The organism is Sphaerisporangium sp. B11E5, assembly GCF_039871875.1.
Lineage (GTDB): Bacteria > Actinomycetota > Actinomycetes > Streptosporangiales > Streptosporangiaceae > Sphaerisporangium.
The window spans coordinates 12,023-29,023 of sequence record NZ_JBDPMD010000076.1 but is presented as its reverse complement, the minus strand read 5'-3'; the positions used below and the strand labels follow the sequence as shown (position 1 = coordinate 29,023).

13 protein-coding genes are annotated in these 17,001 nt (G+C 72.5%); 10 read left to right on the top strand and 3 right to left on the bottom strand.

The annotated features are described in order from the left end of the window. The 10 genes from mltG (ABGB17_RS37200) to ABGB17_RS37155 form a co-directional block, all read left to right on the top strand. The coding region (gene mltG / locus ABGB17_RS37200) for an endolytic transglycosylase MltG (RefSeq protein ID WP_347638771.1) at positions 1–1,015 on the top strand (1,015 nt) is incomplete at its 5' end. Between the two features lie 181 nt (positions 1,016–1,196). Continuing rightward, entirely contained in the window at positions 1,197–2,360 is a 1,164-nt protein-coding gene (mltG, locus tag ABGB17_RS37195; RefSeq protein WP_347638769.1) for an endolytic transglycosylase MltG, read from the top strand. Beyond that, positions 2,360–3,187, top strand: coding sequence for a shikimate dehydrogenase (locus ABGB17_RS37190; RefSeq protein ID WP_347638767.1), 828 nt, complete (start codon positions 2,360–2,362; stop codon positions 3,185–3,187). Before mltG (ABGB17_RS37195) ends, ABGB17_RS37190 begins: the two co-directional genes overlap by 1 nt. A 302-nt stretch (positions 3,188–3,489) precedes the next feature. Next, entirely contained in the window at positions 3,490–4,113 is a 624-nt protein-coding gene (infC, locus tag ABGB17_RS37185) for a translation initiation factor IF-3 (RefSeq protein WP_347638777.1), read from the top strand. A 132-nt stretch (positions 4,114–4,245) separates the two neighbouring features. After that, positions 4,246–4,440: a 50S ribosomal protein L35 gene (gene rpmI / locus ABGB17_RS37180; protein ID WP_347638765.1), complete on the top strand. Its 195-nt coding sequence runs from the start codon at positions 4,246–4,248 to the stop codon at positions 4,438–4,440. Between the two features lie 24 nt (positions 4,441–4,464). Next, on the top strand, positions 4,465–4,848 hold the full coding sequence (gene rplT / locus ABGB17_RS37175; protein ID WP_347638763.1) for a 50S ribosomal protein L20: 384 nt from the start codon (positions 4,465–4,467) through the stop codon (positions 4,846–4,848). Positions 4,849–4,964: 116 nt separating this feature from the next. Next, positions 4,965–5,774 carry an RNA methyltransferase gene (locus ABGB17_RS37170; protein WP_347638761.1) on the top strand — a complete coding sequence of 270 codons (810 nt, stop codon included), beginning with the start codon at positions 4,965–4,967 and terminating at the stop codon, positions 5,772–5,774. Between the two features lie 176 nt (positions 5,775–5,950). Continuing rightward, entirely contained in the window at positions 5,951–7,033 is a 1,083-nt protein-coding gene (locus ABGB17_RS37165) for an ATP-binding protein (protein ID WP_347638759.1), read from the top strand. Positions 7,034–7,202: 169 nt separating this feature from the next. Then, positions 7,203–8,243: a phenylalanine--tRNA ligase subunit alpha gene (pheS, locus tag ABGB17_RS37160; RefSeq protein ID WP_347638775.1), complete on the top strand. Its 1,041-nt coding sequence runs from the start codon at positions 7,203–7,205 to the stop codon at positions 8,241–8,243. Next, positions 8,243–10,777 carry a phenylalanine--tRNA ligase subunit beta gene (locus ABGB17_RS37155; RefSeq protein WP_347638757.1) on the top strand — a complete coding sequence of 845 codons (2,535 nt, stop codon included), beginning with the start codon at positions 8,243–8,245 and terminating at the stop codon, positions 10,775–10,777. Before pheS ends, ABGB17_RS37155 begins: the two co-directional genes overlap by 1 nt. Positions 10,778–10,829: 52 nt before the next feature. On the opposite strand, the gene ABGB17_RS37150 is transcribed toward ABGB17_RS37155, so the two are convergent. The 3 genes from ABGB17_RS37150 to ABGB17_RS37140 all read right to left on the bottom strand — a co-directional run bounded on the left by ABGB17_RS37150 (position 10,830) and on the right by ABGB17_RS37140 (position 16,942). Continuing rightward, positions 10,830–14,021: a penicillin acylase family protein gene (locus tag ABGB17_RS37150; protein ID WP_347638755.1), complete on the bottom strand. Its 3,192-nt coding sequence runs from the start codon at positions 14,019–14,021 to the stop codon at positions 10,830–10,832. A gap of 127 nt (positions 14,022–14,148) precedes the next feature. After that, positions 14,149–15,198 carry a 5-methyltetrahydropteroyltriglutamate--homocysteine methyltransferase gene (locus ABGB17_RS37145; RefSeq protein WP_347638753.1) on the bottom strand — a complete coding sequence of 350 codons (1,050 nt, stop codon included), beginning with the start codon at positions 15,196–15,198 and terminating at the stop codon, positions 14,149–14,151. 76 nt (positions 15,199–15,274) lie between these two features. After that, complete coding sequence (locus ABGB17_RS37140) at positions 15,275–16,942, bottom strand: class I adenylate-forming enzyme family protein (protein WP_347638751.1); 1,668 nt, start codon at positions 16,940–16,942, stop codon at positions 15,275–15,277. Positions 16,943–17,001 lie beyond the last annotated feature (59 nt).

The window sequence follows — 17,001 nt, the reverse complement described above, 5'->3', positions numbered from 1 at the left end:
GGTGCTTCTGGGGGTGGGGGGGTTGGTGGTCGCGGTGGTCGTCGTGGTGGTGATGGCGGTCCGGGGGTTTCTGGTGCCCGAGGACTTCGAGGGGAGGGGCGAGGGGAGCGTCGTGGTGGTGGTGCCGGTGGGGGTGTCGGCGGGGGAGATCGGGGATGTGCTGGTGCGGGAGGGGGTGGTGGCCAGCCGGGGGGCGTTCGTCCAGGTTGTGGAGGAGAGGGGGAAGGCGGGGACGTTGCGGCCGGGGAGTTACCGGTTGCGGAAGAGGATGGCCGCTGCCCAGGCGCTTGATCTGATGCTGGAGTCGCGGTCGCGGGTCAGGAAGCGGGTCACCCTCCCTGAGGGGCTGCGGGCCTCGGAGACGGTGGCGCGGCTCGCGAAGGGGTCGGGGGTGCCGGAGGCGGAGCTGCGGGCGCTGGCGGCGGCGCCAGGGGGGCTCGGGTTGCCGTCGTACGCGGGCGGGGCCGTGGAGGGGTTCCTGTTCCCGGCGACCTACGACATCGAGCCGAAGACCACGGCGACCGACCTGATGCGGGCCCTGGTACGCCGGTTCAAGCGCGCCGCGGCCTCGGTGGGGCTGGAGGAGGGCGCGGCGCGGGTGCGGCTGACGCCGCGGCAGGTGGTGGTGGTGGCCAGCATCGTGCAGGCCGAGGGAGGCTCCGAGGCCGACTACCCCAAGATCGCGAGGGTCGTCTACAATCGCCTCGCCTCCGGTGCCAAGCTCGAGATGGACAGCACGGTGATGTACGGCCTGGGCAAGCACGGCATCGTGGCGTCACACGCCGAGATCAAGCGCGACACTCCGTACAACACCTACCTCCATCGCGGGCTCCCTCCCGGTCCCATCGCCAACCCCGGCGAGGCGGCACTCCGTGCGGCGCTTTATCCGGCGAAGGGTGATTGGTACTGGTTCGTCACGGTCGATCCGGAGCGTAGAATCACCAAATTCACTGACAAAGAGAGTGAGTTTGTGAAATTCCGCGAAGAGCTGCACGCCCGCCTGAGGCGGCACTGATGCTCCCCGCCCGGCGGTGCGCGCCCGCCGGAGCGCCCCCGAGGGCGCATGGCACGCGTGCCGTCACGCGGGCCACCTGCGCCCCTGCCTTCCCGACCCCGCCATGCCGGGCTTGTCACACCAATTTACGGCACCCGCTTGACGGCGACCGGGTCCGCCCGGGAGATTGGCGAGCGCACCTATGAGCGATCTGGACCTCGACAATCTGCTGGGTGCCGAGGACGACGAGGGTCCCCGGCGCAGGTCTCGCAATTCCCGGACCACCCGCGCCCGCAGCAGGCGGCGCCAGCGCAGGCAGCGCCGCAAGGGTTTCGCCGCCTTCCTCCTCGCCATGATCATCATCGTCGGCGTGGTCGGAGCGGGCGGCTACTACGGCTTCACCTGGATCCGCGGCCTCACCACCGTCAAGGACTACACCGGTCAGGGCACCGGCGAGGTCGTCGTGACGATCAAGGAGGGCCAGTCCGCGAGCGAGGTGGCCCAGACCCTGGTCGACCAGGGCGTGGTGGCCAGCGAACGGGCCTTCGTCAACGCGATCGGCGCCGCCGGCAAGAGCGCGTCGCTCCAGCCGGGTGAGTACAAGCTCCGCAAGGGCATGGCCGCGGTCAACGCCGTCCCGCTCCTCGACCCCGCCCGCCGCCTGAAGACCACCCTCACGCTCCGCGAGGGCCTGCGCCTGTCCCAGGTGTACGAGCAGCTCTCCACCGCGACCGGCCGCCCGGTCAAGGAGTTCCAGAACGCCGCCAAGGACGCCAAGGGGCTCGGTCTCCCCTCGTACGCCAGGGGCAGGCTGGAGGGCTTCGCCTTCCCCGCGACCTACGAGGTCTCGCCCCGCACGTCCCCGGAGGACCTGCTCGGGACCATGGTGGAGCGGTTCGACCGCGCCGCCGAGGAGGCCGGTCTCGTCGAGGGTGCTCGCCAGGTGGGTCTCACCCCGCTGCAGGTCGTCACGGTGGCCAGCATCGTGCAGGCGGAGTCAGGCAGGTACGAGGACATGCCGAAGGTCGCCAGGGTCATCTACAACCGGCTGAACCGCGACCCGCAGATGAAGCTGCAGATGGACAGCACGGTGATGTACGGCCTCGGCGAGTACGGCATCGCGGCCACCCACGAGCAGCTCAAGAGCAAGTCGCCGTACAACACCTACGCGCGCCTCGGCCTCCCGCCGGGGCCGATCGGCAACCCCGGCGACCACGCCATCGAGGCCGCGCTGAACCCGGCCGACGGCCCGTGGCTGTACTTCGTGACCGTGGACCCGAAGAAGAAGATCACGAAGTTCACCGACTCGGAGGCGGAGTTCTTCCGCCTGGCCGAGGAGTTCAACCGCAGCCAGGGGGGTGGCTGATGGAGCGGCGGGCCGCCGTGCTCGGCTCCCCGATCGCCCATTCGCTGTCCCCGGCGCTGCACCGCGCGGCGTACGAGGCGCTCGGGCTGCGCGGGTGGCGCTACGACGCCATCGAGTGCGACGAGGAGCGGCTGCCGGGGCTGCTGGCGGGCCTCGGCCCCGAGTGGGCCGGCCTGTCGCTGACCATGCCGCTGAAGCGCGCCGTGCTGCCGTTGCTGGACACCGTGTCGGACCTCGCCGTCGCGGTCGGCGGCGTGAACACCGTGGTGTTCTCCGGCGGCGCGCGGCACGGCGAGAACACCGACGTGCACGGCATCGTGCGGGCCCTGGCCGACGAGGGCGTCACCGCCCCCGTCTCGGCCGCGGTGCTCGGCGGCGGCGCCACGGCCGCGTCGGCCCTGGCGGCGCTGCGCGAGCTCGGGTTGCGCGAGGCCGTGCTGGTGGTGCGCGACCGTGCCCGGGCCGGGGAGACCGAGCGGGTCGCCGAGCGTCTCGGCGTCGCGCTGACGGTGCGTACCTTCGCCGGTCTCGCGGCCCTGGACGCCGAGTTGGTCGTCTCGACCCTGCCGCCCGGCGCGGCCGACGAGGTCACCGGGCTGGTGCGGGGCGTCCCCGCGGTGTTCGACGTGGTGTACGCGCCGTGGCCGACGCCGCTGGCCCGTGCGGCGGCCGCGGCGGGCGCCACGGTGATCGGCGGCTACGGCATGCTCGTCCACCAGGCCGTCCGCCAGGTGGAGCTGTACACCGGCCACCGGGGCGTCCCGGTGGCCCCGGTCCGCGCCGGCGGCGAGGCCGAGATCCGCCGCCGCGCCGCCCTCACCCACTGACCGCACCCCCGGGCGGCCGGGGAATGTTTCAGGTCTGCCGGGGTGTTGTGGTATCGTTGCTGCTTGATCGGTCCGGCATGCCTGCTGGACGCGCAAGCGGAGGTCTCCCTCCCACCTGACCGGCTGCGAGGCCGGCGGGTCAAAGGATCACTCCGGAACCTCCGGGGGTTTCCACGGTCGGCGGACCGCGGATCCCAGTGGCCCCGCATGCGCGACGTGTGGGGCTTTTCGCTTGTGAGCGCGAAAGCCCTGGCACGGTCGAGCGAGCAGACGCGGCGACTACCCGGCACCTAGGAGGTCCCATCAGCACTGAGCCCCGCATCAACGAGCGTATTCGCGTGCCCGAGGTCCGTCTCGTCGGCCCGAACGGCGAGCAGGTCGGCATCGTCTCCATCGGTGATGCGCTGAAGCTGGCCCAGGAGGCCGATCTCGATCTGGTCGAGGTCGCCGCCACGGCCCGGCCGCCCGTGTGCAAGCTCATGGACTACGGCAAGTTCAAGTACGAGTCGGCCATGAAGGCACGTGAGGCGCGCCGCAACCAGGCGCACACGATCATCAAGGAGATCAAGCTCCGGCCCAAGATCGACCCGCATGACTACGAGACCAAGAAGGGTCACGTCGTGCGGTTCCTCAAAGCGGGGGACAAGGTCAAGGTCACGATCATGTTCCGTGGACGCGAGCAGTCGCGCCCGGAGCTCGGTTTCCGGCTCCTGCAGCGGCTGGCGGAGGACGTCACGGAGCTCGGCTTCGTCGAGTCCCAGCCCAAGCAGGACGGCCGTAACATGATCATGGTGATCGGGCCGCACAAGAAGAAGGCCGAGGCCAAGGCCGAGCGGGCCGCGGCCCGCGCGCGTGGCACCGAGTCCGAGCAGGCGGCCACCGACCTGGTGGCGCCCGAGCAGGCGGCTTCGGAGCAAGGCAGTTGACCGGTCCCGTCTGATCACACGACGGGACGCGGCAGGAGACCGTACCGGGTCAAGAGCTTACGTCGCCATGCCTGCGGCTGGGATAGCTTGACCCGGGACATCGGTACGGACGAATGAGGAGAGACGGCTGACATGCCGAAGATGAAGACGCACAGCGGTGCGAAGAAGCGGTTCCGCCTCAGCGGGAGCGGAAAGATCATGCGCCGTCGCGCGAACCGTGCGCACTACAACGAGCACAAGCCGTCCACGCTGACCCGCCGTCTCGCGCCCGAGGTCGTCATGTCCGCTGCCGACACAAAGAAGATCAAGAAGCTGCTCGGCAAGTAACCGAACCCCCGGGGAGATATCACCATGGCACGCGTAAAGCGGGCGCTCAACGCCAAGAAGAAGCGCCGCGTCGTCCTCGAGCGGGCGAGTGGTTACCGTGGTCAGCGTTCCAGGCTGTACCGCAAGGCCAAGGAGCAGATGCTCCACTCTTTGACCTACGCCTACCGCGACCGCAAGGACAAGAAGGGCGCTTTCCGGCGCCTGTGGATCCAGCGCATCAACGCGGCGGCCCGGTCCAACGGCATCACGTACAACCGTTTCATCCAGGGCCTGAAGGCCGCGGGCATCGAGGTGGACCGCAAGATGCTGGCCGACCTCGCCGTCAACGACGCCACCGCCTTCGCCGCGCTCGCCGAGGCCGCCCGCAAGGCGCTCCCGGCGGACGTCAACGCCCCGGTGGCGGGCTGACCCGCGGCTCGCCGCACAGGCACGTCATCCACGGTGAACGGCTCGCTCTCCTGCCGGGAGCGGGCCGTTCACTCGTTCACGCCGCCCTTGCGCGCAGGGGCGCCTCAGGGGAGCACATGGCCGTTTCCGAGCTGACCAACACCAAGTCCCCGCGGGTCAAGGCCGCGAAGCGCCTCGCCAAGCGGGCGTTCCGCGAGCGTGACCGCGCCTTCCTCGCCGAGGGCCCGCAGGCGGTGCGCGAGGCCCTGGCGTCGCCGGACGTCGTCACCGAGCTGTTCGCCACGGCGGACGCCGAGGCGCGCCACGGCGACATCGTGGAGGCGGCGCGCCGGGCCGGGGTGCCGGTGTTCGGGGCGAGCGGCGAGGTGATGGCCGAGCTGGCCCAGACGGTCACCCCGCAGGGCCTGCTGGCGGTGTGCCGGTTCGTGCACGTGCCGCTCGCCGAGGCCGTGCGCCCGGGCGCCGGCCTGGTCGCGGTGCTCACCCATGTGCGCGACCCCGGCAACGCGGGCACGGTGCTGCGCACGGCGGACGCCGCCGGCGCGGGGGCCGTGGTGTTCACCGACGCCTCGGTGGACCCCTACAACGGCAAGTGCGTGCGCGCCAGCGCCGGGAGCCTGTTCCACCTCCCCGTGGTCACCGGCGCGCCCGTCGCGTCCGCCGTCGCCCACCTCAAGGACGCCGGCCTGCGGGTGCTGGCCGCCGACGGCGCCGGTGAGGGCACCCTGGACGACGTCGACCTGTCCGGCCCGGTGGCCTGGCTGTTCGGCAACGAGGCCTGGGGCCTGCCGAAGGACGTCCTGGAGCTCGCCGACGAGGTGGTCCGCGTGCCGATCTACGGCCGCGCCGAGAGCCTGAACCTCGCCACCGCCGCCGCCGTCTGCCTGTACGCCTCCGCCCGCGCCCAGCGCGCCGCCCGGTGCTGACCGCCGGGCACGCGGAGGCCGTCCTGATCGTTGATCCGGCGGAACATGACAGGCGCGAGCACCCCTTGAGGGGTGACCGGATTCCCGCCCGCGGGTGGTCGCGGGCGGCGGGCAAGGGCTGCCGGACGGCGAGGGAAACCCGCTATTGTCGGCCCTGTAGTCGGCGAGGAGGCGTTGTGCACGGCGGATCGACCCAGCGGCGGGGCACCGAGGCCGCGTGCTCGATCCCGGTGGACGAGCTTCCCGACGGTGTGGTGGTCGTCGACCACCGCGGCGAGGTGGTGGCGGTCAACCGCGCCGCGTGCCGCCTCACCGGAGTGGCCGCCGCCCACGCAGTGGGCCGGCACTTCCCCGACGTCCTGCCGTTCCGCGACAACGACGGCCGCGACTGGTGGAAGTGGCTGGACGCCTACCGCGGCCTGCGCATCCGCACCCGCCAGCCCGAGCGTTCCCTGTACCTGCCCGGCGGCCAGGAGCTGCTGGTGGCCGCACGCTTCGTCCGCAGGCCCGAGCGCGGCGGCGACGTCGTGCGCGTCGTGGTCACCCTGCGCGGCGCCGCGGCCCGCGCCCGGCTGGAGCGCAGCCGTGCCGACCTGGTCTCCACCGTCGCCCACGAGCTCCGCTCCCCGCTGACCAGCGTCAAGGGCTTCACCGCCACCCTTCTGGCCAAGTGGGAGCGCTTCACCGACGACCAGAAGCGCGTGATGCTGGAGACGGTGAACTCCGACGCCGACCGCGTCACCCGCCTGATCACCGAGCTGCTCGACGTCTCGCGCATCGAGTCCGGCCGGCTCCAGGTGCACCGCCAGGTGGTCGACGTCCCCGCCAGGGCCCGTAAGATCATCGCAGGCCGGGTGGCCGCGGGCGACCCGGCGGACCGTTTCCGCCTTGACGTGTGCGGCGAGCTGCCGGAGACCTGGCTCGACCAGGACAAGATCGACCAGATCCTGGGCAACCTGCTGGAAAACGCGGTGCGTCACGGGCGCGGTACGGTGACGATAGTGGTGGAGCCCGTCGAGTGGGGAGTGGCCGTGTCCGTGCGTGACCAGGGTGAGGGTGTCGCACCCGAGCTGGCCTCGCGCGTCTTCCGGCAGTTCTGGCGCGGCAACGCGCGCCGGCGCGGCGGCACCGGGCTCGGCCTGTTCATCGTCAAGGGGCTCGTCGAGGCGCACGGCGGCACGATCACCGTGCAGCGGGCGCCCGGCGGCGGCGCCGAGTTCCGATTTACCATGCCCGCCGGCACTCCCGACTTCGCCTGACCAGGCGCGGGCCGGGACGCCGGGGGGCGGCCCTCCTGCGCCGCGGCCACCGCGCCGTGCCGCCGCACTAGAATCGTGCCCGCTCATGCCCTGGATACGGAGCTCACTCTTGTCGAACACCTATGACCCGGTCGAGGTGACGCCGTTGCACGCCGACGAGGTGGCGCGCATGGAGGCCGACGCCATCGCCGCCGTCGAAGCGGCCGCCGACCTCGACGCGCTGAAGCAGGCGCGGCTGGCCCACGCGGGCGACCGTTCGCCCATCGCCCTGGCCAACCGCGAGATCGGCGCCCTGCCGCCGCAGGCGCGCGCCGAGGCGGGCAAGCGCATCGGCGCCGCGCGCAAGGCCGTGAACGAAGCCCTGGCCGCCCGTCAGGCCGTGCTGATCGCCGAGCGCGACGAGCGCGTGCTGGTGGAGGAGACGGTCGACGTCACCCTCCCCTGGGACCGCGCCCCGCTCGGCGCCCGCCACCCGCTGACCACGCTGCAGGAACGCATGGGCGACGCGTTCGTGGCCATGGGGTACGAGATCGCCGAGGGCCCCGAGCTGGAGGGCGAGTGGTTCAACTTCGACGCCCTGAACATCGGGCCCGACCACCCCGCCCGCTCCGAGCACGACACGTTCTTCGTGGAGTCGGTCGACTCGGGCATGGTGCTGCGCACCCAGACCTCCCCGGTGCAGATCCGCGCGCTGCTGACGCGCCCGCTGCCGGTGTACGTCATCTCGCCCGGCAAGGTGTTCCGCACCGACGAGCTGGACGCCACCCACACCCCGGTGTTCCACCAGATCGAGGGCCTCGCCGTCGACGAGGGCCTCACCATGGCCCACCTGAAGGGCACGCTGGACCGCTTCGCCGAGGTGATGTTCGGCGAGGGCATCATGACCCGGTTCCGGCCCAACTACTTCCCGTTCACCGAGCCGTCCGCCGAGATGGACCTGCGCTGCTTCGTCTGCCGGGGCGCCTCGGCGGTGCCGGGCAACCCGCCGTGCCGCACCTGCAAGTCCGAGGGCTGGATCGAGTGGGGCGGCTGCGGCATGGTCAACCCCCGGGTGCTGGTCGCCTGCGGCGTGGACCCGGTCCGCTACAGCGGTTTCGCCTTCGGCATCGGCGTGGAGCGCACCCTGATGTTCCGCCACAACGCCGAGGACATGCGTGACATGGTCGAGGGAGACGTGCGCTTCACGCTCCCGTTCGGTATGGAGGCCTGATGAAGTTCCCGCTCTCCTGGCTGCGGGAGTACGTCGACCTGCCCGCCGTCACCGCCCACGAGGTCGCCGAGCGGCTGACCGCGGCCGGCCTGAAGCTGGAGTCGATCGAGTCGGTCGGCTACGAGATCAAGAACGTCGTGGTCGGCGAGGTGCTGTCCGTCGAGGAGCTCACCGGCTTCAAGAAGCCCATCCGCTACTGCTCGCTGGAGGTCGGCGAGGCCGCGCCCCGGTGGGTCATCTGCGGCGCCACCAACTTCGCGGTCGGCGACCGGGTGCCGGTCGCCCTGCCCGGCGCGGTGCTGCCCGGCGGGTTCGAGGTCGGCTCCCGCAAGACGTACGGCCACGTGTCGGACGGCATGATCTGCTCGGCCCGCGAGCTCGGCATCGGCGACGACCACGACGGCATCATGATCCTGCCGCCGGACACCCACCTCGGCGCCGACGTGGTGGAGCTGCTCGGCCTGCGCGACGACGTCATCGAGCTGGAGGTCACCCCCGACCGCGGGTACGCCCTGTCGATCCGCGGCGTGGCCCGCGAGACGGCCATCGCGTTCGGGGTGCCCTGGCGCGACCCGGCCGACGTGGAGCCGCCGTCCTTCGACGAGGAGTCCCACCCTGCCGCGATCGACGACCCGACCGCCTGCGACCGTTTCGTGCTGCGCACCGTGTCCGGCCTGGACCCGGCGGCGGAGACCCCGATGTGGATGCAGGTCCGGCTGGTCCGCGCGGGCATGCGCCCGGTGTCGCTGGCCGTCGACGTCACCAACTACCTCATGATCGAGCTCGGCCAGCCGCTGCACGCCTTCGACCGCTCCCGCCTCGACGGCCCGATCGTGGTGCGCCGCGCCCGCGAGGGGGAGACGCTGGAGACCCTCGACCACGTGGTGCGCGAGCTGCACCCCGAGGACATCCTGATCACCGACTCCTCCGGGCCGATCTCCATGGCCGGCACCATGGGCGGTCTGGCCACCGAGATCTCCGCCGGGTCCACCGACCTGGTGATCGAGGCGGCCCACTTCTCGGCGAGCGGCACCGCCCGCATGTCCCGGCGGCACAACCTCGTCAGCGAGGCGTCCCGCCGCTTCGAGCGCGGCGTGGACCGCGAGCTGCCGCTGTACGCCTCCTGGCGCGCGGTGCAGATGCTGGTCGCGTTCGGCGGCGCCACGGCCGAGCCGGGCGTCACCCACGCGGCCGTCGAGGCCGAGCCGCCGTCCATCACCATCCCGTCCGACCACCCCGACCGCGTGGCGGGCGTGACCTACGGCCGCGACGTCGTGGTGCGGCGCCTGGAGCAGGTCGGCTGCACGGTCGTCTCCGCCGGCTCCGCGCCGGCGCCGGCCGAGGCCGTGCCGGCGGACCTGCTCGAGCCCGCGGCCCCCGGCAGGGCCGAGGCGCTCACGGTGACGCCGCCGTCGTGGCGGCCGGACCTCACCGACCCCAACGACCTCGCCGAGGAGGTCATCCGGCTGGAGGGGTACGCCCACCTGCCGTCGGTGCTGCCGAAGGCCCCCGCCGGCGCCGGGCTCACCGCCGAGCAGCGGCTGCGCCGGCAGGTGAGCCGGGCCCTCGCCGCCGCCGGGTACGTCGAGACGCTCGCCTACCCGTTCATGGGCACCCGCGACCTGGACGCCCTGCATCTGCCCGGCGACGACCCGCGCCGCCGGGTCACGCGCCTCGCCAACCCGCTGAGCGAGGACGAGCCGTACATGCGCACCACCCTGCTTCCGGGCCTGCTGAAGACCCTGGTGCGCAACGTGGGCCGCGGCTTCCCCGACGTGGCGCTGTTCGAGTCCGGCCTGGTCTTCCGGCCCGAGCCCGGCGCCCCGGCCGCCGCGCCGGTGCTCGGCGTGGACCGCAGGCCGACCGACGAGGAGCTGGCGGGCATCACCGCGGCGCTGCCCCGGCAGCCGCTGCGGGTGGCGGTCGTGCTGGCCGGCGAGCGGGACCGCTCGGGCTGGTGGGGCGCCGGGCGCCCGGCCTCGTGGGCCGACGCCGTCGAGGCCGCCCGCACCGTCGCCCGCGAGGCCGGCCTGCAGCTCACCGTGCGGGCCGACCAGCACGAGCCGTGGCACCCCGGCCGGTGCGCCGCCCTGTACGTGGGCGAGACGCTCGCCGGCCACGCGGGCGAGCTGCACCCCCGCGTCGTGGAGGCGTTCGGCCTGCCGCCGCGCACCGCCGCCATGGAGCTGGAGCTGACGGTGCTCGAAGCGGTGCTGCCCGGCCCGGTGGACGCGGTGCCGGTGTCGGCGTACCCGGTGGCCACGCAGGACGTCGCGCTGGTCGTGCCCGCCGAGGTGCCGGTCGCCGGGGTCGAGGCGGCGCTGCGCGAGGGCGCGGGGGAGCTGCTGGAGTCGATCCGGCTGTTCGACGTGTACACCGGCGCCCAGGTGGGCGAGGGCCGCAAGTCCCTGGCCTACACCCTGCGGTTCCGGGCGCCGGACCGCACGCTCACCGTCGAGGAGACCACCGCGGCCCGCGACGCCGCCGTCGCCCTGGCCGGCGAGCGCACCGGAGCGCAGTTGCGCAGCGCGTGAGACCGCACCCGAGGGGCGGCGGCGGACGGGGGTCCGCCCCCGCCCCTCGGCGTCACCGGGAGTAGACCTCCATCTCGTACAGCGAGTACCCGTAGGACGTGCCGCGCCGCACGCCCTGCATGCGGACGTAGCGGGTGCTCACCGGGCTGATCGTCACGTTGTCCACCCCGCCGTCGCCGGTCGTGGTGGAGTACGCGTCGGTCCACGACGACCCGTCGCCGGACACCTGGATCCGGTAGGACGCCCCGTAGGCCGCCTCCCACCGCAGGATCACCCGGGCCACCTGCCGGGACGACCCGAGATCCACCTGTAGCCACTGGTTGTCGCTGTACGAGCTCGACCACCGGGTGGACGGGTCGCCGTCGATGGCCTTGGCCGGGGTGTGCGAGGTCAGGAACTGCGTGCTGGACGCCCGCGCCGACCCGGCCTGCGCCAGGTTCGCCACCGGGTCGCCCCGGCGCGCCGGGAACGACACCACCTGCTGGTACGTCGGCCGGTTCTGCCACGAGATCAGCGAGTGCTTGATCCCGCCGAGCGGCGAGTGCTCGATGGCGTCCGCGCACCACTGGTCGCCCGCCGCGCACACGTCGTCACCCGGGTACGTCGTGGCCGCGGGCTCGGCCAGCGCCGCCGACAGGCTGTTCAGCAGCACCGCGCGGCAGCCCGCCACGGTGCCGTCGCCGCAGTACCGCGACGGCAGCGGCGCGGCCACCGGGTCGCCGAGCACCGACCGCAGGTCCTTGCTGACGTAACCCCACCAGCCGTACTGGAACGCCGACCCCTTGTGCGCCTGCGCCTCGTTGGCCGAGGTGGGCAGGCCCGCCGAGTCGCCCTGCTGGAGCCCGGACGGCGACTCGTTGATCTGCAACGCCGCCACCAGCGAGCGGTACAGCGGGTCGCCGAGTCCCGGCTGGAACTGCGCACGCACGAGCTTCGGCCACCAGGCGTCGAACGCCCGGATCGCGTCGGCGTGCGCGTACGTCCTGCTGCCGGGTGAGGTCTCCAGCCGCCGGGTCCCCGCCGAGGCCCACGCCTGCAGCCGCGACACCGCCGCGGACAACGCCGGGTCGGTCACCGGGGCGCCGCCGATCACCCGCAGCAGCAGCGGCAGCACCTTCTGCCCGCGCAGGTCGGTGACCGCGGCGTCCGCCATGATCTTCACGGTGCCGGCCTTGTCGAGCTTGCCCGCCCCGGCCAGCGCCGCCTTGACCGGCGCGTCCAGCAGGTCCACGCGGTGCACCGGCCCGAAGCTGAAGTTGCCGTCCGCCGCGCCGTAGTCCTTGGCCTGCTTGTTGTTCCAGCTCACCAGGTAGTCCTGCGACGCGGTCTGCGGGTGCGTCGAGGGCGCCATGTACGTCGCGGTGTTGAGGTCCGGGTCGTACCCCGCCCACTCGTGCGCCGCGTCGGCGGTCTGCGGCAGGCTCGGGTCGGACGCCGCCTGGCGGACCGGGACGTCGCCCGACATGAAGTACGCCGCCTGGCTGGAGTTCACGTAGAACCAGTTGAACGCGAACCCGATGCTGGACGCGGAGTTGGTGAACGCCGCCGCGTCGCCCATCTGCGCCGGGTCGTTGAACATCTGGAACCCGATCGCCGAGTCCGCCTCGTGCCGGTACGTCGAGCGCAACGTGGTGAACGCGGTCGGCTGCCCGCCGACCGTGCCGCGCCAGGTCACCAGGCCGTACTTGGTGCGCTTGATCACCAGGTCGTAGGAGCCCGCCGCGGTGGGGTCGGCGACGGTGGGCCGCCAGGAGTTGGTCTTCCTGAGCGTCTCCATGGCGGTGCAGACGCCCCGGTACAGGTAGTGGTCGGAGTTCACGGTCGGCGTGCCGCCCGCCGGGTCGCACAGGCGCACCGCGTAGGTGTCGGTGATGTCCTGCCCCGCCGAGGTGGCGCTCCAGGCGTAGTCGGTACCCCGGCCGAGCAGCACGTACAGGTTGAGCCCGGCGAACGCCACGCCCCGTGCCCGGACGCCGGGCCCGTTCAGCTCCTGCAGCATCAGCAGTTGCGGCGCGAAGTAGCCGGTCTGCGGGCCGAACACCGCGATCGGGTGCCCGGTCGCCGACTCGGCCGCCGAGACCACCACGGCGTTGGACATGCCCGGCTTGGAGTTCTCCACCAGCAGCCCGTCCAGCACGCCCTTGGCCGAGGACGCCGACGCGGGCACGGTGGCCGACCCGCTCTCGTTCTGGGTGACGTCCACCGGGCCGGTGGTGGCGTCGGGCAGCACGACGCCGGTGGCGGCCGGCGCGGCGCCGAACGGGAAGCTCTGGCCGTCGTGCAGGGTCAGCGTGGTCTCCGGGTCGTTCTGCGACCGGAACGCCGCCCACGCCTGGTCGCCCGCCGCGGTGCCGTACTTCGCGCGCGCGGCGACGCGGGCCAGCGCGGACCGCATCTCCGCGCCGCCGCCCCCGCCGAACAGGCCGCCGATCACGCCGGCCACCGCGACCAGGTCGGTCATGGTGAAGTCCACCGGGCCGCCCGCGTTGGTGACGGCGTCCATGTGGCCGGTCAGCACGTACTCGCCGGGGCAGTTGCGGTCGGCCATGCAGCGGTCGATGTAGGCGTTGATCCCGTCGATGTAGGCGCGCACGTCGTCGTAGAGCTGCGCGCCGCGCGGCCCGGAGTCGCGCAGCCGGTCGATCTGCGCCCGCAGGTCGGCCTCGGTGTAGGGGGAGTTCAGCCAGACGCTCTGCTCCAGCGCCCGGTTGCCGGGCGCGCCGCCGGCGAACGGCGTCAGCTCGCCCCGGCCGACGTGCCGCATGAGGTCCATCAGCCACAGGCGGTCCTGCGCCCCGGCGTACCCGGCGCCGAACATGGTGCCCGCGCGGGTGGTGCCGGTGATGTGCGGCACGCCGGTGGCGCGGTCGCGCACGATCGTCACGTCGGAGCGGGGGCTGACGGTGCTCTCCGCCTGCCCGGCCGGCACGCCGAACGACGCGTCGTTGAAGAAGTTCGCGATCTGGCCCTCGGTGAGCCCGGTGTAGCCGGAGATGAGGCCGGCGTACTTGCCGAGCTGGTCGTCCGAGTGCCGGGGCTTGGTGCCGAGCGCCTGGTTGGCGAGGATCTCCACCAGGGTGGCGTTGCCGTTCTGCCCCGGCGGGAGCACGTCCAGGCACTCGCCGACGCAGTAGTCGTCCGGGGTGTGGTAGGTGGCCGCGGAGGCGGGCACGACGGGGGATGCCAGCGTGACGATCACTGATGCCGAGGCCAGGGTGAGCGCCCGCCGGAGGCGTGCGTGCATGTGAGGACCCCCAAGAACATGAGGTGTGCTCGAATCTTGGGAGGACCATACGTCCGCGCCAACAGCGGATCAATGGCAGAAGTGCGGCGAATCCGCCGCCGCCCTGACCCGCTGTCAGCGCGGCACGTCACACGCCCAGCTCGCGGGCGGCGAGCGCGGTGCCCTCCACCCGGGCGGCGATCTTGGCGAACGCGATGTCGCGTGAGGTGGAGATGTCGTCGGCGAAGGGGGAGAAACCGCAGTCGTCGCAGGTGCCGAGCCGGTCGGCCGGCAGGTGGCGGGCGGCGGCGAGCACCCGGTCGCGCACCTGCTCGGGGGTCTCCACCCGCGGGTCGATCGGGTCGGTGACCCCGACGAACACCCTGGCGCCCGGGGGCAGGTGCTCGGCGATGATCCCGAGCACACGATCCGGCTCGGCTTCCGAGGCGAGCTGCACGTAGAAGTTGCCGGCGTGCAGCCCGAACAGCTTGGGCAGCAGGCCCGCGTAGTCGACGTCCGCGCTGTGGGTGGAGTCCTGGTCGCCGCCGGGGCAGGTGTGCACCCCGATGCGGGCACGCTCGTCGGCGGAGAACCGGTCGAGCACCTGGTTGTTCAGCGCGATGAAGTCGTCGAGCAGGCCGCCGCTCGGGTCGAGCTTGAGCGACAGCCGCCCCTCGGTGAAGTCGACCTGCACGACGTGCGCCCCGGCGTCCAGGCAGCCGCGGATGTCCGCCTCGGCCTCGGCGATCAGGTCGTCGACGAACGCCTTGCGCGGGTAGCCGTCGATGCCGGCGGCCGGGTACAGCAGGCTCAGCGCCGACGGGGCGATGACGGCCTGCTTGACCGGCAGCGAGGTGTGCTCCCGCGCGGCGCGCAGGTAGCTCTCGGCGTGCACCTGGTAACGGAACGGGCCGCCGGTCAGCACGGGGAGCTGCCGGGTGTGCCCGTCGGCGAACGGGATGACCGCGCCGTCGGGGGCGAGCGCGGTCATGCCGGTGATGGGATAGGTCGCGAAGCTCGGTTTGGACTGCTCGCCGTCCACCAGCACGGGGGAGCCGGTCTGCTCCAGCCTGCTGATGGTGTCGGCGACGGCCGCGGACTGCGCGGCGGCCAGCGCGGCCGCGTCGCCGCCGGCCATGGCGGAGAGCAAGGCGGGGGGTCGGGGGATGCTGCCGATCGGTTCGGTCGGGATGCCCATGCGGTGAGCGTAGATAACGATGAGTAGCGAGATCAATGATCCGCGTGTGGCCGGTGGAGGACCAGGGTGCCTGGGATCACAACCCCAGGGTCTCCTTGCGCAGATGGGTCTTGAGGATCTTGCCGCCGGGGTTGCGCGGCAGCTCGGCCTCCCGGAACCAGAACCGCACCGGGATCTTGAACGGCGCCAGCGTGCCGCGCAGGAAATCCTGCAGGTCCTCCCCGGTGGCGGACGTGCCCGGCTTGAGGCGGATCACCGCGCCCACCTGCTCGCCGAGCTCGTCGTCCGGTATGCCGATCACCGCGGCGTCGTCCACGGCCGGGTGCTCGTACAGGGCGGCCTCCACCTCGGCGCAGTAGACGTTCTCCCCGCCCCTGATCAGCATGTCCTTGGCGCGGTCGACGATGTAGACGTAGCCGTCCGCGTCCACCTTGGCGAGGTCACCGGTGTGCAGCCACCCGCGGACGAAGGTCTGCGCGGTCTCCTCCGGCCGGTTCCAGTACCCCGTGATCACGCCGGGTCCGCGCAGGCACAACTCGCCGACCTCGCCCGTGGGCACCTCCCGGCCGAGCGGGTCGCGGATCTCCACGTCGTACACGGCGACGGGCAGGCCGACGCTGTCGGGGCGGGCCAGGTACCCGGGGCCGCCGTTGAAGATCGCGAGCGCCGTCGTCTCGGTCATGCCGTACCCGTTGGACGCCTGCCGCTTCGGGAGCTGGTCGCCGATGCGCTCGAGCAGCTTGGGCGGGGCGGGCGCGCCGCCGTAGCTGATGCCGCCGAGGCTGGAGATGTCGTACTTGCCGAAATCAGGGTGGGACAGCAGTTGCCAGGCGTTGGTGGGCACCCCGGTGATGATGGTGATCTTCTCCCGCTCGATCAGCCGCAGCGCCCGCCCGGCGTCCCAGCGGTACATCAGCACCAGCCCGCCCCCGGTGAACATCACCGGCAGCATCACCGCGAAGCAGCCGGTGACGTGGAACAGCGGCACCGCCAGCAGCACGACACGGCGCCCGCCCGCCGCGGTGGCGGGGTCCTTGCCCGCCATGGCGACGCTGCGCAGGGTGGAGTAGCTCACCGTCATCGGCGCCTGCCCGAGGTTGCGGTGGCTGGCCAGCGCGCCCTTGGGGCTGCCGGTGGTGCCGGAGGTGTAGAAGATCGTCGCCGGGTCCTCCGGGGCGATCTCCACCGGGGGGAGCGCGACGTCGCCGCCCGGTTCGCCGATCACCTCGGCCAGGTCGGACGCGCCGGGCGGCAGGCCGCCGCGGGTGACGATCAGCGCGGCCGGGGTGTCGCGCAGCCGCTCGGCCCGCTCGCCGTCGGCGATCACGACCTTGGACCCGGAGTCGCGCACGCCGTACTCCAGCTCCGGCGCGGTCCACCAGGCGTTCAGCGGCACGGCCACCGCGCCGAGCGCGAGCACCGCGGAGAACGCGACCACCCACTCGGGGTAGTTGCGCATGGCGATGGCGACCCGGTCGCCCTTGCCGACGCCGAAGTCGGCGGCGAGGCGGGTGGCGAGGGCGGCGGCCCGGCGGTAGTGCTCCTCGTAGGTGACGCGCTCGTCCTCGTACACCAGGAACACCTTGTCGCCGTGGAACCGGCTCGCCTCCAGCATGGCGCGGTAGGTGGCGGGCGCGTGTCTCCACGTCCTGGTGCGTACGCCGCGGATCTCGACCTCGTCCATCTCGAAGAGCTGGCCCGGGGCGGTGAGCGTCGCCAGGACCTGGTCGTGAGTGACAGTCATACGCGGTTGACTCCCGGGTCGTGAGTGGTGGCCGGTGTCCTCACCGCCGAGGATACCGA

Bases quoted from the DNA above. Each gene is read 5' to 3' on its own strand.
- rpmI (WP_347638765.1), top strand. From the start codon at position 4,246: ATGCCGAAGATGAAGACGCACAGCGGTGCGAAGAAGCGGTTCCGCCTC.
- ABGB17_RS37145 (WP_347638753.1), bottom strand. From the start codon at position 15,198: ATGGGCATCCCGACCGAACCGATCGGCAGCATCCCCCGACCCCCCGCC.
- ABGB17_RS37155 (WP_347638757.1), top strand. From the start codon at position 8,243: ATGAAGTTCCCGCTCTCCTGGCTGCGGGAGTACGTCGACCTGCCCGCC.
- mltG (WP_347638769.1), top strand. From the start codon at position 1,197: ATGAGCGATCTGGACCTCGACAATCTGCTGGGTGCCGAGGACGACGAG.
- pheS (WP_347638775.1), top strand. From the start codon at position 7,203: ATGGAGGCCGACGCCATCGCCGCCGTCGAAGCGGCCGCCGACCTCGAC.
- ABGB17_RS37150 (WP_347638755.1), bottom strand. From the start codon at position 14,021: ATGCACGCACGCCTCCGGCGGGCGCTCACCCTGGCCTCGGCATCAGTG.
- ABGB17_RS37170 (WP_347638761.1), top strand. From the start codon at position 4,965: ATGGCCGTTTCCGAGCTGACCAACACCAAGTCCCCGCGGGTCAAGGCC.
- ABGB17_RS37140 (WP_347638751.1), bottom strand. From the start codon at position 16,942: ATGACTGTCACTCACGACCAGGTCCTGGCGACGCTCACCGCCCCGGGC.
- rplT (WP_347638763.1), top strand. From the start codon at position 4,465: ATGGCACGCGTAAAGCGGGCGCTCAACGCCAAGAAGAAGCGCCGCGTC.
- ABGB17_RS37190 (WP_347638767.1), top strand. From the start codon at position 2,360: ATGGAGCGGCGGGCCGCCGTGCTCGGCTCCCCGATCGCCCATTCGCTG.